General features: G+C 67.5%; 14 protein-coding genes and 1 pseudogene. 5 read left to right on the top strand and 10 right to left on the bottom strand.

Annotation, left to right across the window (positions count from 1 at the left end; all coding sequences use genetic code 11):
- Positions 1-9: 9 nt before the first annotated feature.
- The 6 genes from DNK52_RS12605 to uvrA all read right to left on the bottom strand — a co-directional run bounded on the left by DNK52_RS12605 (position 10) and on the right by uvrA (position 7,661).
- A complete protein-coding gene (locus tag DNK52_RS12605; protein ID WP_239455559.1) occupies positions 10-972 on the bottom strand; it encodes a gluconeogenesis factor YvcK family protein in 963 nt (320 codons plus the stop codon).
- Position 973: 1 nt separating this feature from the next.
- Entirely contained in the window at positions 974-1,840 is an 867-nt protein-coding gene (rapZ, locus tag DNK52_RS12600) for an RNase adapter RapZ (protein ID WP_110241368.1), read from the bottom strand.
- A complete protein-coding gene (gene uvrC / locus DNK52_RS12595; protein WP_110241367.1) occupies positions 1,840-3,807 on the bottom strand; it encodes an excinuclease ABC subunit UvrC in 1,968 nt (655 codons plus the stop codon). Before uvrC ends, rapZ begins: the two co-directional genes overlap by 1 nt.
- 44 nt (positions 3,808-3,851) lie before the next feature.
- A complete protein-coding gene (locus DNK52_RS12590; RefSeq protein WP_110241366.1) occupies positions 3,852-4,268 on the bottom strand; it encodes a QcrA and Rieske domain-containing protein in 417 nt (138 codons plus the stop codon).
- A gap of 72 nt (positions 4,269-4,340) precedes the next feature.
- On the bottom strand, positions 4,341-4,751 hold the full coding sequence (locus tag DNK52_RS12585; protein WP_110241365.1) for a Rieske (2Fe-2S) protein: 411 nt from the start codon (positions 4,749-4,751) through the stop codon (positions 4,341-4,343).
- Between the two features lie 9 nt (positions 4,752-4,760).
- On the bottom strand, positions 4,761-7,661 hold the full coding sequence (gene uvrA, locus DNK52_RS12580; protein ID WP_110241364.1) for an excinuclease ABC subunit UvrA: 2,901 nt from the start codon (positions 7,659-7,661) through the stop codon (positions 4,761-4,763).
- 126 nt (positions 7,662-7,787) lie between these two features.
- On the opposite strand from uvrA, the gene DNK52_RS12575 reads away from it, so the two are divergent.
- Positions 7,788-8,462, top strand: coding sequence for an MBL fold metallo-hydrolase (locus DNK52_RS12575; protein WP_110241363.1), 675 nt, complete (start codon positions 7,788-7,790; stop codon positions 8,460-8,462).
- A 32-nt stretch (positions 8,463-8,494) separates the two neighbouring features.
- On the opposite strand, the gene DNK52_RS12570 is transcribed toward DNK52_RS12575, so the two are convergent.
- Positions 8,495-9,307: a hypothetical protein gene (locus DNK52_RS12570; protein WP_110241362.1), complete on the bottom strand. Its 813-nt coding sequence runs from the start codon at positions 9,305-9,307 to the stop codon at positions 8,495-8,497.
- 324 nt (positions 9,308-9,631) lie between these two features.
- On the opposite strand from DNK52_RS12570, the pseudogene trxA reads away from it, so the two are divergent.
- The 4 genes and pseudogenes from trxA to DNK52_RS12555 all read left to right on the top strand — a co-directional run.
- Positions 9,632-9,991: pseudogene (gene trxA, locus DNK52_RS16175) on the top strand (thioredoxin); the annotation flags it as partial.
- Between the two features lie 12 nt (positions 9,992-10,003).
- Positions 10,004-10,288 (top strand): rhodanese-like domain-containing protein, encoded by a 285-nt coding sequence (locus DNK52_RS16170; protein WP_204163546.1) that lies wholly within the window; start codon positions 10,004-10,006, stop codon positions 10,286-10,288.
- 25 nt (positions 10,289-10,313) lie between these two features.
- On the top strand, positions 10,314-11,567 hold the full coding sequence (locus DNK52_RS12560; protein WP_110241360.1) for an alpha/beta hydrolase: 1,254 nt from the start codon (positions 10,314-10,316) through the stop codon (positions 11,565-11,567).
- Positions 11,564-12,232, top strand: a complete 669-nt coding sequence (locus DNK52_RS12555; protein WP_110241359.1) for a class I SAM-dependent methyltransferase — start codon at positions 11,564-11,566, stop codon at positions 12,230-12,232. Before DNK52_RS12560 ends, DNK52_RS12555 begins: the two co-directional genes overlap by 4 nt.
- On the opposite strand, the gene DNK52_RS12550 is transcribed toward DNK52_RS12555, so the two are convergent.
- The 3 genes from DNK52_RS12550 to DNK52_RS12540 are packed head-to-tail and all read right to left on the bottom strand — an operon-like array spanning position 12,197 to position 15,274.
- Entirely contained in the window at positions 12,197-13,300 is a 1,104-nt protein-coding gene (locus DNK52_RS12550; RefSeq protein WP_110241358.1) for a prenyltransferase/squalene oxidase repeat-containing protein, read from the bottom strand. The two genes, DNK52_RS12555 and DNK52_RS12550, sit on opposite strands and share 36 nt — an antisense overlap.
- Positions 13,300-14,022 carry a class I SAM-dependent methyltransferase gene (locus DNK52_RS12545; RefSeq protein ID WP_110241357.1) on the bottom strand — a complete coding sequence of 241 codons (723 nt, stop codon included), beginning with the start codon at positions 14,020-14,022 and terminating at the stop codon, positions 13,300-13,302. Before DNK52_RS12545 ends, DNK52_RS12550 begins: the two co-directional genes overlap by 1 nt.
- A 1-nt stretch (position 14,023) precedes the next feature.
- Positions 14,024-15,274 (bottom strand): glycosyltransferase family 4 protein, encoded by a 1,251-nt coding sequence (locus DNK52_RS12540; RefSeq protein WP_110241356.1) that lies wholly within the window; start codon positions 15,272-15,274, stop codon positions 14,024-14,026.
- Positions 15,275-15,300 lie beyond the last annotated feature (26 nt).

Genomic DNA, 15,300 nt, shown 5'->3' with positions numbered 1-15,300 from the left:
GGCGCTCGCTCAGTCCTCGATGACCGCCTTCAGGCAGCTGGCCAACCGTGCGGGGTCGTGACGAGGCTCTCCCGGGACGGCCAGGTCGCCGAGGACCAAGGACGCGCCGCGTGCTTCCACGACGGCACGCAGGCGGTCGACGTCGAGGACCGCCGTGGAGTCGGCCACCACCGCGTGGACCTGCAGACCGGGGGCATGGTCGAAGAGCGCGTCGAGATGCTGCTCAGGGCCGTATCCGGCCGTCTCCCCCTCCTGGTCGGACAGGTTGAGCAGGAGCAGCACCTTGGCCTTCGTCTCTTCCAGGGCGATCCGCAACCCCGGCACCATGAGGTGCGGGATCACCGAGGTGAACCACGAACCGGGCCCCAGGACCACCCACTCGGCGTCGAGGATCGCCTGGACGGCCTCGGGACAGGCCTCGGGTTCGGCGGGGTCCAGGGCCACCTGCACGATCTCGCCGGGCGCCGTCGCGATCTGCACCTGCCCGTGCACCGTGGTCGTGGCGCTGTCAGGGGTGGAACGCACGACCGCGGTGATGTCGATGGGAGACGTGGCCATCGGCAGCACCCGGCCGCGGGCGCCCAGCAGGGTGCCCGCCCAGTCCAGGGCACGGACGTGGTCCCCCATCAACTCCCACAGACCGACGATGACCAGGTTGCCGATGGCGTGCCCCTGCATGGGCCCTTCGCCGGCGAATCGATGCTGGAAGAGTTGCGCCCAGGTCTGGCCCCACTCGTCGTCGCCGCAGAGCGCGGCGAGTGCCATCCGCAGGTCACCCGGCGGGAGCACGCCGAACTCCTGGCGCAACCGACCCGACGAGCCGCCGTTGTCGGCCACGGTGACCACTGCCGTGAGGTCACCCACGCTGAGCTCGTCGCGCAGGGTCCGCAGCGCAGTCAGCGAGGCGTGCAGGCCGTGACCCCCGCCCAGCGCCACCACCGATGGGGACCCGGCGGGCAGAACGCCTCCCACGTCACTCCCGCCCAAGGTCTCGGTGCGTCGTGCGTACGTCCTGGCCGGTGGCCGCCAGCCGGCGCGCGATCTCCTCGCTCATCGCCACGCTGCGGTGCTTGCCTCCCGTGCAACCGACGGCGACCGTCATGAAGCGCTTGCCCTCGTTGAGGTAGCCGCCCGCCACGAGCTGCAGGACCGGCAGGTACCCGTCGAGGAACGTCTCGGCGGCGGGTTGGGACTTCACGTACTTCGCGACGTCCACGTCCTGGCCGGTCTTCGGCTTGAGCTCGGGCACCCAGTGCGGGTTCGGGAGGAAACGCATGTCCGCCACGTAGTCGGCGTCGACGGGGATGCCGTACTTGAACCCGAAGCTGATGACGGTGATCTTCAGCTTGCGCGCTTCGCGGGACCCGAAATGGGTGGCGATCCGGTCGGTCAGCTGGTGGACGTTGAGACCGGTCGTGTCGATGACCAGGTCAGCGATCCCGCGGATCTGCTCGAGCACCACACGTTCGCGCTCGAGACCGTCGAGGAGCCTCCCGGCCCCCTGCAACGGGTGGGGTCGGCGCACGGCCTCCTGACGACGTACGAGCTCGTCGTCGCTCGCGTCCAGGTAGACGATCGTGCTGGGCCGTCCGGTGGACATCTCGTAGCGCTGCGCAGCGAGGGAGTCGAAGAAGGTCCCGGAGCGCACGTCGGCCACCACTGCGATCGGACGCGTGACCCCATGTGCCTCGTCGACCATCCGGACCACGTCCGGCACCAGGGTCGGGGGCAGGTTGTCGACGACGAAGTAGCCGAGGTCCTCGAGCTCCTTGGAGGCCGTACTGCGACCGGCACCTGTCATGCCGGTGATGATCACCAGTTCACCTGGTTGTGTGGGCATCAGTCTTCCTCGATCTCGCCGGTGGCTGTGTTGATCCGGGGCCCAGTCTGGGCCTTGGGTGAGTCCTTGGCGACGGCTTCCTTGATGGTGGCCGCAGTGCGGGCCCCGATCCCGGGGACCAGGGCGATCTCCTCGACCGTGGCGAGACGCAACTTCTTCAGCGAACCGAAGTGCTTGAGCAGTGCTTTCCGTCGAATTTCGCCGAGGCCCGGCACGTCGTCCAGCACGCTCTCCACCATCGTCTTGGACCGTCGGCTGCGGTGGTGGCCGATGGCGAAACGGTGGGCCTCGTCGCGGATGCGCTGGAGCAGGTAGAGCCCCTCACTGCTGCGCGGGAGGATGACCGGGTCCTCGTCGCCGGGGACCCACACCTCCTCCAGCCGTTTGGCCAGGCCACAGACCGGGATGTCGACGATGCCCAGCTCCGTGAGCGCGCGGGTGGTCGCCGCGACCTGCGGAGGACCACCGTCGACCACCACCAGGGAGGGGGCGTAGGCAAACTTCCGGGGCCGACCGGTGTCCGGGTCCACCAGCATCGGACCGGCCTCGTCACCTGGCATCGCCGTCTTCGCCTGCTCGTCCAGCAGTCGGCGGAAGCGGCGGGTGATGACCTCGTGCATCGAGGCGACGTCGTTCTGTCCCTCGACGTCGCGGATCACGAACCTGCGGTACTCGGACTTGCGGGCCAGGCCGTCCTCGAAGACCACCATCGAGGCCACCACCTCGGTCCCCTGGAGGTTCGAGACGTCGTAGCACTCGATGCGCAGGGGGATCTCCTCCAGTCCGAGCGCCTGCTGGATCTCTTCGAGCGCCAGGTTGCGTGTGGTGAGGTCGCTGGCGCGCTTGGTCCGGTGGAGGACCAGGGCCTGGGCAGCGTTGCGGGCGACGGTCTCCTGCAGCGCCTTCTTGTCGCCCCGCTGGGGCACGCGTACGGAGACCTTCGATCCGCGGAGATGGGTGAGCAGTTCCTCCATCGTGGCGACGTCCGTCGGCAACTTCGGCACGAGGATCTCGCGTGGGATCGACTCGGCGTCGTCGCCGTACAGCTGCAGCAGGAACTCCTCGACCAGATGGGCCGTGTCTCCCCCGTCCATCCGGTCGGCGACCCAGCCGCGCTGGCCCTTGATCCGTCCGCCACGGACGTAGAAGATCTGCACTGCCACCTCGAGGGGGTCCTCCGCGAGGGCGATGATGTCGGCGTCGGTGCCGTCCCCGAGCACGACCGCCTGCTTCTCCAGGGCCCGGTTCAAGGCGTTGAGGTCGTCGCGCAATCGGGCGGCCTTCTCGAAGTCGAGGGCTTCCGAGGCCGCGTACATCTCGCGCTCGACACGCTTGACGAAGGCGGCCGTGTTGCCCGCCATGAAGTCACAGAAGTCGTCGACGATCGCCCGGTGGCCGGCGGCGTCGATGTTGCCCACGCACGGGGCGGCGCACTTGTCGATGTAGCCGAGGAGGCAGGGCCTACCGATCTGCGCCGAACGGTTGAAGACTCCTTTCGAGCACGAGCGCATCGGGAAGACCCGCAACAACTGGTCGACGGTCTCCCGGATCGCCCAGGCGTGCCCGTACGGCCCGAAGTAGCGGGTGCCCTTCTTCTTGGCGCCCCGCCCGACCATGACCCTCGGGAACTCCTCACCCGTGGTCACGGCCAGCCACGGGTAGGACTTGTCGTCGCGGTACTTGACGTTGAAGCGCGGATCGAACTCCTTGATCCAGGAGTACTCCAACTGGAGCGCCTCGACCTCCGTCTGCACCACGGTCCACTCGATGCTGGCGCCGGTGGTGACCATGCTCGCCGTGCGCGGGTGGAGGTTGCCGATGTCCTGGAAGTACGAGGAGACCCGCGAGCGCAGGCTCTTGGCCTTGCCCACATAGATGACCCGGCCCTGGGCATCGCGAAAGCGATACACACCCGGCTCGGTCGGGATGGACCCCGGCGCGGGACGGTACGACGCTGGAGTGGCCACGGATCCAGCCTACGGAGTCAGGTGACGGACGTCGGGGCAGGTGCTCACGCCATCACGATCTTGCCGTCGGCCACGTCGATCGAGAACTCCTCCAACGCATCACGGGCGGGGCCGTTCAGGACTGCTCCACTGGTCAGGTCGAACTGACTCCCGTGGCACCGGCACGGAATGTGGCCCTCGGTCGACGACGAGACGAAGCATCCCTTGTGACTGCACTCGGCCCCGAAGGCGTGGAACTCGCCCTCCCTCGGCTGGGTGATCACGGTGCCCTTGGGTGCGAAGACCTGGCACCCTCCCACCGGAATGTCCCGGGTCAGGGCGAGGTGGGCGCCCGCGCCCGGCGGGTCGATCTGTTGGAAGTGCGGATCCTCACCGGGGTCTCCGCAGGCAGCCAGGGCCGGGGCTGCGGCCACGCTGGCACCGACCGCAAGAACACTGCGGCGGGTGGGGGGCTGGGTCACTTGTTCCTCCTGTTGAGACCCGGCTGCGGGCGCCGGGGCGGTTCCTTCACTGCTGGCACTGGGCCTGTTGGTTCAAACGGCCATGATCTTGTCGTCCTCGACGGTGATCTCCACCTCGGGCAGGGGCTCCGTGGCCGGGCCCTTGAGCACGCTGCCGTCCTCCAGGGAGAAGGCACTGCCGTGGCACTGGCACGGGATCTCGCCGTCACTCGAGGACGACACCTGGCAGCCCTCGTGGGTGCACGCGGCACTGAAGGCCCTGAACTTCCCCTCGGACGGCTGGGTCACCACGGTCTTGGAGTCGGGGAACACCGCGCAGCCACCCACGGGGATGTCGGCGGTGCTGGCCAGTTGGCTACCGGTCGCGACCTGAGGGGCCTCGACGGTGACGTCAGGTTCGTTCCCACACCCGGCCAGAAGGGGGGCGGCAACGATCCCGGAGCCGGTGGCGAGTGCGCCGCGGCGCGACAGGGGGACAGACATGTCGAACTCCTACTTCTTCTTCGCGGTCCGCTTGCGCGGTGTCGATCTCTTCGCCACCATGGCGGCGCGACCCTCGAGGAGGGGGGCCAGGAACTGGCCGGTGTGGCTCTCCGGCACGCTCGCGACGTGCTCGGGCGTGCCCTCGGCGACCAGCGTCCCTCCACGTGACCCACCTTCGGGCCCCATGTCGATGACCCAGTCGGCCGTCTTGATGACGTCGAGGTTGTGCTCGATGACGATCACCGAATTGCCCTGGTCAACGAGGCGCCCCAGCACGAGCAACAGTTTGCGGATGTCTTCGAAGTGAAGACCTGTGGTGGGCTCGTCGAGCACGTACATGGTGCGACCGGTGGAGCGCTTCTGCAGCTCACTGGCCAGCTTGACCCGCTGTGCCTCACCACCGGACAGCGTCGTGGCGGGCTGACCGAGTCGCACGTAGCCCAGACCTACCTCGTTGAGGGTCGTCATGTGCCGCGCGATCGCGGGAACCGCGGCGAAGAAGTCCATGGCCTCCTCGATCGGCATGTCCAGGACCTCGGCGATGGTCTTGCCCTTGTAGTGCACCTCGAGGGTCTCGCGGTTGTAGCGCGCGCCGTGGCAGACCTCGCACGGCACGTAGACGTCCGGCAGGAAGTTCATCTCGATCTTGATCGTGCCGTCCCCGCGACACGCTTCGCAGCGACCGCCCTTGACGTTGAAGGAGAAGCGCCCGGGCATGTATCCGCGGACCTTGGCCTCAGGCGTCTGGGCGAAGAGCTTGCGCACGTGGTCGAAGACACCGGTGTAGGTGGCCGCGTTGCTCCGGGGCGTACGTCCGATGGGCGACTGGTCGACGTGGATCACCTTGTCCACGTTGTCGACGCCCGTGATCGTGCGGTGACGCCCCGGGACGGTCCGGGCGTTGTAGATCTGCTTCGCCAACGACGTGTAGAGAATGTCGTTGACCAACGTGGACTTCCCGGAGCCGGAGACACCAGTGACCGCGACGAACATGCCCAGAGGGAAGGCCACGTCGATGTCCTGGAGGTTGTTCTCCTTGGCGCCCTTGACCACCAGCTCGCGCCCTGGCGTGCGGGGGCGCCGCTCGTTGGGGACGGGAATCTCGCGCCGACCGGAGAGGTACTGACCCGTCAGGGAGTCGGGGTGGGTGAGCAGGTCGGCGACGGACCCCGAGTGCACCACCTGGCCCCCGTGCTCTCCCGCAGCCGGGCCGATGTCGACGATCCAGTCGGCCACCCGGATCGTGTCCTCGTCGTGCTCGACGACGATCAGGGTGTTGCCCAGGTCCTTGAGCCGGACGAGGGTCTCGATCAGACGTGCGTTGTCGCGTTGGTGCAGACCGATGGACGGCTCGTCGAGCACGTACAGGACGCCGACGAGACCGGCGCCGATCTGGGTGGCGAGCCGGATGCGTTGGGCCTCACCTCCGGAGAGGGAGCCCGATGGCCGGTTGAGCGAGAGGTAGTCGAGACCCACGTCGAGCAGGAACCTCAGTCGCTCCTGGATCTCCTTGAGGACGCGCTCGGCGATCTGACGCTCGCGCTCGGTGAGCTCGAGGGTGGTGAGGAAGTCGGCGGTCTCGTTCAGCGGCAGGGCACAGAGCTCGGCGATCGAGAGTCCGCCCAGTGTGACTGACATCGAGACCGGCTTGAGGCGGCTGCCGAGGCAGGCGGGACACGGGACTTCACGCATGAAGCCTTCGAACCGTTCGCGGGTGGTGTCGGACTCCGCGTCGTCGTGCCGCCGCTCGATGTACTGGCTGACCCCTTCGAACTCCGCCCAGTACGAGCGCTGGCGCCCGTACCGGTTGCGCGTGACGACGTGCACCTTGGTGGAGTGACCGTCGAGGATCGCCTTGCGTGCCTTCGCCGGCAGCTTGGCCCAGGGAGTGTTGAGGTCGAAGCCCAGCTCCTCCCCCAGTGCGCCCATCAGTCGCAGGAAGTAGTCGGCGACGTGGGCACCGCTCCACGGCTGGACGGCACCCTCACCCAGCGTCGCCTCAGGATTGGGGACCACGAGCTCGGGATCCATCTCCAGGCGAGTACCGATGCCGTGGCAGGTGGTGCAGGCACCGAAGGGCGAGTTGAAGGAGAAGGAGCGCGGCTGGAGGTCGTCGGTGTCGATGACGTGGTCGTTCGGGCAAGCCATCCGCTCCGAGAAACTCATCTCGCGATCGGGTGCTCCTGCTTCGACGTCCACGAAGTCGAAGACGACGAGGCCATCAGCCAGGCCGAGAGCGGTCTCGACGGAGTCGGTGAGCCGCTGCTTGGAGGCCTTCTTCACCGCCAGCCGGTCGACCACGACCTCGATGGTGTGCTTCTTCTGCTTGTCGAGCGTCGGCGGAGCATCGAGGCTGTGGGTCTCGCCGTTCACCCGGGCCCGACTGAAGCCTTGGGCCTGGAGCGAGGAGAAGAGCTCGACGTACTCGCCCTTGCGGCCCCGGATGACGGGAGCGAGCACCTGGAAGCGCCGTCCCTCCTCGAGGGCCAGGATCCGGTCGACGATCTGCTGCGGGGTCTGCCGCTCGATGGGGGCGCCGCAGGTCGGGCAGTGGGCGCGTCCGGCGCGCGCGTACAGCAGGCGCAGGTAGTCGTAGACCTCGGTGATCGTCCCCACCGTGGAGCGGGGGTTCTTCGAGGTCGACTTCTGATCGATCGAAACCGCCGGCGAGAGACCTTCGATGAAGTCGACGTCGGGCTTGTCCATCTGCCCCAGGAACTGGCGCGCGTAGGCGGAGAGAGACTCCACGTAACGTCGCTGCCCCTCGGCGAAGATCGTGTCGAACGCCAGGGACGACTTGCCGGAGCCGGAGAGTCCGGTGAAGACGATCAGGGAATCGCGAGGCAGATCGATCGACACGTCCTTGAGGTTGTGCTCGCGTGCGCCTCGCACGATCAACTGCTCAATCACGGGAGTCCTCTGCGGGTGGTTCGGATCGTGGGTTCGAACGCATGTTCGCAATCCTAGGTGTGCGGGCCAAGGGAGCAACGCCGACACTCCACTTTCTCATGCCCAGCAATACGTCAGGATGGGGTCATGAGCACCTACAGCGGTTCGGTCACCCCCGGCGGTCCTGCGCAGTCACGCGAACTCAGTGCCTTGACGATCACCAAGGTCGCCGTCGACGAGACGATGTCGAACAACTGCTATCTGCTGCGGTGTCGCGAAACCGGTGAACAGCTCCTCATCGACGCGGCCGACTCACCCGAGACGTTGCTCGACCTGATCGGTTCTGACGGCTTGACCACCGTCGTCACCACGCACCAGCACTGGGACCACCACCGCGCCCTCGCCGCCGTGGTCGAGGCAACCGGGGCCGAGGTGCTCGCGGGCGCTGCGGACGCTGCCGCCGTGACCGAGCAGACCGGCGTCAAGGTGGATCGGCCGCTGGAGCACGGGGACCGCATCGTCGTGGGCCGGACGCACCTGGACGTGATCGCCGTGGCGGGTCACACCCCCGGGTCGGTCTGCCTGCTGCACCACGACCCCGAGGGCCACCCCCACCTCTTCACCGGCGACAGCCTCTTCCCCGGCGGGGTCGGCAACACCTTCGGCGACAAGGCGGCCTTCGCGCAGTTGATCGACCAGGTCGAAGAACGGATTTTCGGCACGCTGCCGGACGAGACGTGGTTCTACCCGGGTCACGGCGATGACGGCATCCTGGGTGAAGAGCGTCCCAAGCTTGCGGAGTGGCGCGAGCGCGGTTGGTGAGTAGCGACGTCTGGCAATCAAGCCAAAGACGATCAGCAGGTGCTGGCCGTGAACTCCAGGCTGCTCAGGAAGATTCCCTGGAGACCATTGCCGGACAGCGCGTTGGGCTGGTCGTTCCAGAAGTGGATCTGCAGGGTGGACATCGCCGTGTCTCCGTAGGTGAGCGTGACGTTGCCGCCGCCCTCGGAGTCCGGGTCGAACGACGACGTGTTGTAGCGCTGGCGCCACGGATCCCCCTGGGTGCCCGTCCCGCGAATTCCGGACGCCGCGCGGACAGCGTTCGGTGGCTGGGAAACCCACACCCGGTCGCGGTACTGGCCGCTTGAACTGTCGATGTCCGTGATGGTGAATCTCAGGTTCTTCACGGGACGGGAGAACTGCAACGTCAGGGTCTGACCGTGCGCGGACCGGGGCGTGGGCAGAGCGACATTCGACGCGAAGTCCTGCATGACCGTCAGGCCGGAAACACCCAAGCCGCCCACACCGAACGGGGAGACACGCATGTTCGCAGCGCCGTCGGAGGCACTCGCGCCCCGCACCCGCCCACCGTTCAACTTGTTGGTCACCGTGACCAACAGGGCCTCACGGTCGCGAGCCAAGTTGGCCGGCACCACACCGCCCAGCGGATTGGCAACCACCCTCCCCTGCCCGGCGCCGTTGGGCACGCCCGCACTGTTCGGAGTGAAGGCGTAGTTCGGGGACTTCCAGGTGACGCCGTACGTGAGGGGGCCACACACCTTGCCGGACCCGGCGAACGCCGGTGCACTGGAGGCGAGCACGACGGCGGGAACGGTCCAGGCGGAGGCCGCGATGAGGCCGCGACGTGAGGGCGTGGGTGAAGACATGGGGAGACCTCTGCAGGCACGCCACGGCAGCGCGTGACCCATCTGCATCTGAAACGATGGACGAAGGCCTGGGTGCTGAATCCCTGCCCTGACAACTGCGGTTGTCGATACTCAGTACAGACGCAGGAATGGCGATTCTCGGCGGAATGGCGGCTAGTTCATCTATTTGAGGTATGGCCTTGAACGGCCTTTTACCGATAAGGGTGATCGCCGCCACATTGATTGCCCTCTCGGCCCCGCGGGGATGGCCAAAAGGGGTCAGTCCACCTGTCCGAACGTCGGTGACGGGCGTCACCCGCGGGTCACTCCTTGTACCGTTGTCCCATGACCACCCAGGATCTGACCGTCGCCAACTTTGAATCCACCGTGACCGCCGAGGGCATCGTGCTGGTGGACTTCTGGGCTGAGTGGTGCGGTCCTTGCAAGCAGTTCGCCCCGGTCTACCAGGCAGCCTCGGAGCAGCACCCGGACATCGTCTTCGGCAAGGTCGACACGGAGGCGGAGCAAGAGCTCGCCGCCATGGCCCAGATCAGTTCGATCCCCACGATCATGGCCTTCCGTGACGGCATCCTGGTGTTCTCCCAGCCTGGGGCCCTGCCTGCAGCAGCCCTGGACGAGTTGATCGCCGGAGTCCGGGCGATCGACATGGACGAGGCCCGTCGTCAGATCGCTGCCACGGAGTCCGGCGAGCTCGACATGGACACCTTTGCCGCGGAGCACGCCATGGGCGCCTTCGTCCTTGACGTCCGTGAGGACGACGAGTTCGCCGAAGGCCACGTCCCCGGCGCAGTCCACATCCCGATGGGTGAGGTCGGCACCCGACTCGACGAGCTCCCCGAGGGGCGCATCCTGGTGATCTGCCGCAGCGGCCGCCGAAGCCGTCAGGTGGTCGAGTTCCTCCAGTCCCAGGGCCGCGAGGCGGTCAACGTCAGTGACGGCACCCTTGGCTGGGCGGAACGCGGTTGGCCGCTCGAGTCGTGAGGGCCCCTTCGCTACGATCTGCCGCGTGGGATACCTCCGTCGTCAGATCATCACCGCGGCACTGACCGCCAATGCGCTTCGCCCCTCCAAGACATTCCGTGGAGGGGCGTTGTCGTTCCTCCTCGGATGGACGACCGTGGAGTTCGCTCCGCACCTGCTCGCGCTCACGGCCGCCGACACCGGGCTCCATGTCACCCGTCGTCGCAGGAGCGCCCTTGGCCTGGGTCTGGCCGCGTTCTCCGTGGTGGGTCTGAGCCGTGAGGTCCTCCTCAGCCGCGGTTCCGGCAGGCACCTCCGTGACGCCCTCGGCTCGCTCGGTGAGCTCGAGGGACTGGAGCCGCTCTCACTGCGCGCCCCGGCCGGCGAGTGGCGGCGTCAGTTGTATCCGCTCCCCCGGGCCGATCGTCGCGTCACCGTGGAGCGCAACATCGCCTACCAGGACGCCGGGCGCCGCGGGATGCTCGACATCTACCGACCCGCCGACGTACGCGAGGGAGATCCTGCCCCAGTCCTGATCCAGGTCCACGGCGGCGGATGGACCCTGGGGAGCAAGGAGGCACAGGGCGTGCCGTTGATGCAACACATGGCTGCCCTGGGTTGGGTGTGTGTCGCCATCAACTACCGGCTCGCGCCACGGAACCCGTTCCCCGCCCAGATCATCGACGTGAAGAAGGCGATCGCCTGGGTCAAGGAACACATCGCCGAATACGGCGGCGACCCCGACTACGTGGTGATCACCGGCGGGTCAGCCGGCGGCCACCTCGCCGCACTGGCGGCCCTGACCCCCAACGACCCCCAGTACCAGCCCGGCTTCGAGGAGGCCGACACCAGTGTGCAGGCCGCCGCGCCCATCTACGGCGTGTACGACTTCGCAGGAGCCACCGGTCTGCGCAGCGCCATCGCGATGCGGGACAACTACCTGGCCAAGCGGGTGATGGAGGCGCCGTATGCGGAGGCGCCCGAGGTCTACGAGGCGGCCTCCCCCATTCTGCGGATCACCAAGGATGCCCCTGACTTCTTCGTCGTGCACGGCGCGACCGACTCACTCGTCGACGTGAACCAGTCCCGACTCTTCGTGGAGGAGTTGCGCAAGCAGTCCTCTGCCCACGTGGTCTACGCAGAGTTGCCGGGCGCCCAGCACGCATTCGACATGTTCGTGACGACGCGGACCGGACACATGGTTCGAGCGCTCGCCAACTACTTGGTCTGGCACCGCGCTCGCCACATGGGGAGCACCGAGGCAGCCAACAATCCGCCGCAGGGGACAATCAGCGCATGACGACCGAGACCGCCATGCCGCAGACCCTGCTCGACCACGCTCTTGCGGCCAAGGGGTTCATGCCGCCTGACGAAGGGCTCCTGCTGCACCGCTGGGCGCGTCGCCAACTCGCCACCGGGCCGGCTCTGGAGGTCGGGACCTACTGCGGGAAGTCCGCGGTCTACCTCGGCGCCGCAGCGCTCGAGGTCAACGGCACGGTCTTCACCGTGGACCACCACCACGGCAGCGAGGAGAACCAGGCCGGTTGGGAGCACCACGACACCGAGTTGGTGGATCCGCGGACCGGGCGCATGGACACCCTGCCCTTCTTCCGGCGCACGATCGAGGACGCGGGCCTGGAGGGACACGTCATCGCGGTGGTCGGTCAGTCGCGCACGGTCGCGCAGCACTGGCGTACGCCCCTGTCACTGCTCTTCATCGACGGCGGCCACTCCGAGGAGCACGCCCAGAACGACTACAGCGGATGGGCGAACTGGATCCAGGCCGACGGCATCCTGGTGATCCACGACGTCTTCGAGAAACCTGCCGACGGCGGCCAGCCGCCCTTCCACGTCTACCGCCGCGCGCTCGCCTCGGGCGCCTTCACCGAGATGGAGCACCTGGGGTCCATGCGGGTCCTGCGCCGTACGTCAGGAGACGCCGGCGACGTCCAGGGCGTCGGCTGAGTCGCAGCCACAGCGCTTGCCCAGGTCCGGGAAGTCCAGCAGTGTCTCGCCGCGCATGATGTCCGACCCCGGCGTCGTACGGCTCAACTGGTCGGCCGCGAGGATCACGGCGGCTGCCGTGTAGGTCGTCTGCTCGCCCGGCCAGAAGGCCTTGTCGGGGAAGACGTATCCGGTCCAGTAGGACCCGTCGTCGGTACGCAGGTGCTGCATGTCGGAGAAGAGCTTGAGCGCGCGCTCACGGTCCCCGTTGGCTTCGAGTGCCATCACCAGCTCACAGGTCTCCGCCCCGGTGACCCAAGGGTTCTGGGAGACGCACCGAATGCCCAGTCCGTCCTCGACGAAGGTGTCCCAGCGCTCCTTGAAGAGGACCTCGGCCTCGGGCCCGCGTACTGCCCCACCCAGGACCGGGTAGTACCAGTCCATCGAGAACTCGGACTTGTCGAGGAACAGGTCGCGGTGCGCACGCACCGCGTGGGCCAGGCGGGCTCCGGCGAACTCCCACTCAGGTTGGGGCTCCCCCAGCAACTCGGCCAGTGCGCGACCCGCGGCCAGCGCCTGCACGATCGAGGAGGACCCGGCGACCAGGGCTTCCGAGTTGACCTTGCCGGGCACGTCGCCGACCCACTCGCGAGACCAGGCGATACCACCGAACGGGAGCTGCATCGAGACGACCCAGTCCAGACCTGCGCGGACCGCCGGCCAGAAGCGCTCGACGAAGGCGCGGTCCTCGCGCACCAACCAGTGGTGCCAGATGCCGACCGCCAGGTAGGCGGACATGTTGGTCTCGCCGCTGTGGTCCTCGATGCGACCCTCGACGATCTTCATGGGCCAGGAACCGTCCGGGCGTTGCTGCCCCAGCACCCACTCGTACGCGCGCTCGGCGGCTGCGACCTCTCCGCCGACGAGGAGTGCCATCGCGGCCTCGACGTGGTTCCAGACGTCGACCTTGTCGCCCGGGGTCCACGGGATCGCACCGCTGGGCTCCTGCATCACAGCGATGCTGGCGGCCGTCTGGGCGATCTGTGCTGCCGTGAGCACCCCGGGAACCGAGGGAACGGAGACGGTCATCAGGCAGCGGTGAGCGGCTTGGTGAAGTAGAGCACCATGCTCTTGCCGATCAGGGGGTCCAGGATCCTTCCGGCGAGCTGGAGGGTCTTGGGCTGCTTCATGATCTCCCACACCAGGAGCTTGTGGTACGCCTTGGCCAAGGGGTGATCGTCGTTGCGGACGCCGACAGCGCACTTGATCCACCAGTACGGCGCGTGGAGACCGTGGGCGTAGTCCTTACCGGTGAAGTTCATCCCGGCCTTGCTGATCTTGTCGACCAGCTCCTTGTCGGTGTAGATCCGGATGTGGCCACCCGGGACGTTGTGGTACTCCTCGGAGAGCTTCCAGTTGACGACCTCGGGGAACCAGCGCGGCACGGAGACCGCGAGGGTGCCACCGGGACGCAGCACCCGGACGAGCTCCTGGATGGCCTGGATGTCGGCCGGGATGTGCTCGAGGACCTCGGCCGCGACGATGCGGTCGAACTCACCGTCGCCGAACGGCAACGCCAACGCATCGCCCTCCTTGACGTGGGCCTCGGCACCCACGGGCGCCTCCCCGGCCTCCTTCATTGCGACGAACAGGTCGCGGACCCCCTCCAGCTCCGCGACGTCCTGGTCGAAGGCGATGACGTCACCGCCACGGCGGTACATCTCGAAGGCATGGCGTCCGGCGCCACAGCCCATGTCCAGGACGCGGTCACCCGCGCGGAGACCGAGTCGGTCGAAGTCAACTGTCAGCACGTCATTCTCCCTTGGCCTTCTCGGCCCGGTAGTCCTTGATCACATCTTCGTAGGCTCCAGCGGTCTTCTCGGCCACCGCTCGCCAACTGAACATCTCCAGCACACGCCGCCGTCCGGCCTGGCCCATCTGCTCCCGGCGCTCCGGGTCGTCCAGCAGGGCCGCGAGCGCGTGGGTCAACTCGCCGACATCGCCCGGTGTCACCAGGTCGGCACACTCGCCGTCGGGGCCGACCACCTCGGGGATGGCGCCGGCCCTGGAGACCACCAGCGGGGTGGCGCAGGCCATCAACTCGGCGGTGGGCAGCGAGAAACCTTCGTACAGCGAGGGAACACAGGCCACCTCGGCCGAACCCATGATCTGCACCAACTCCTCGTCGGAGACGCCACTCACGAAGCTCACGTGCCCTCGGATGCCCAAGGAGTCGATCAACTGCTCGGTGCGCCCCCCCGGCACCGGCTTGGTGACGAGCAGGAGTTCGACGTCGCGCTCGGTCCTCAGCTTGGCGAAGGACTCGAGAAGGGTCGAGATGCCCTTCATCGGAGCGTCCGCACTCGCCATCGCCATGATTCGCCCCTTCACGCGCGGGGCAGTGGGGGGCACGAACGTGTCCTCGACACCGAGCAGGATCACCTGCATCCGCTCCGGGTCAACCCCGAAGTCCTGGGCGATGTCGCGCTTCGAGGACTCCGACGGGGTGAGGATCCGGCGTGCCTGACGGGCCACCTTGCCCTGCATGCGCAGGAAGCCGTACCACCGGCGGGTCGACATCCGCTTGCGCCAGGTGGGCGCCGCGGCAAGGTCGACCTTGCGGTCGTACGTGATCGGGTGGTGGAGCGTGGTGACCAACGGCAGGCCCATCTTCTCGATGTCGAGCATGCCGTAGCCCAGGACCTGGTTGTCGTGCACGACGTCGAAGTCGGCGACTCGGTCCTTCAGCAGCTTGGCGACCCGCGTGCTGAACGTCTTCGGCTCGGGGAAGCCGGCGGTGCACATGGTGAGGAACTCCTCGACGTCCACCAGGTCCCGGAACTCCTTGGGCCTGGGCACCCGGAAGGGGTCGGGCTCGCGGTAGAGGTCGAGGGAGGGGACCTTCGTGAGCTTCACGCCCTCGTCGAGGATCGGGTACGGCTGACCCGAGAAGACCTCCACCTCGTGACCGAGCGCGACAAGTTCGCGGCTCAGGTGGCGGATGTAGATGCCCTGACCCCCGCAATGTGGCTTGCTTCGGTAGGACAGCAGTGCAACGCGCAAAGCAGGGGCCTTCCTGGACAGGGTGA

This window comes from Nocardioides gilvus (assembly GCF_003194605.1).
In the GTDB taxonomy this organism is placed as follows: domain Bacteria; phylum Actinomycetota; class Actinomycetes; order Propionibacteriales; family Nocardioidaceae; genus Nocardioides; species Nocardioides gilvus.
The sequence above is the reverse complement of the archived record's forward strand: the minus strand, read 5'-3'. Positions and strand labels throughout refer to the sequence as shown.

Bases quoted from the DNA above. Each gene is read 5' to 3' on its own strand.
- rapZ (WP_110241368.1), bottom strand. From the start codon at position 1,840: ATGCCCACACAACCAGGTGAACTGGTGATCATCACCGGCATGACAGGT.
- DNK52_RS12585 (WP_110241365.1), bottom strand. From the start codon at position 4,751: ATGTCTGTCCCCCTGTCGCGCCGCGGCGCACTCGCCACCGGCTCCGGG.
- DNK52_RS12575 (WP_110241363.1), top strand. From the start codon at position 7,788: ATGAGCACCTACAGCGGTTCGGTCACCCCCGGCGGTCCTGCGCAGTCA.
- DNK52_RS12570 (WP_110241362.1), bottom strand. From the start codon at position 9,307: ATGTCTTCACCCACGCCCTCACGTCGCGGCCTCATCGCGGCCTCCGCC.
- DNK52_RS16170 (WP_204163546.1), top strand. From the start codon at position 10,004: ATGGACACCTTTGCCGCGGAGCACGCCATGGGCGCCTTCGTCCTTGAC.
- DNK52_RS12555 (WP_110241359.1), top strand. From the start codon at position 11,564: ATGACGACCGAGACCGCCATGCCGCAGACCCTGCTCGACCACGCTCTT.
- DNK52_RS12550 (WP_110241358.1), bottom strand. From the start codon at position 13,300: ATGACCGTCTCCGTTCCCTCGGTTCCCGGGGTGCTCACGGCAGCACAG.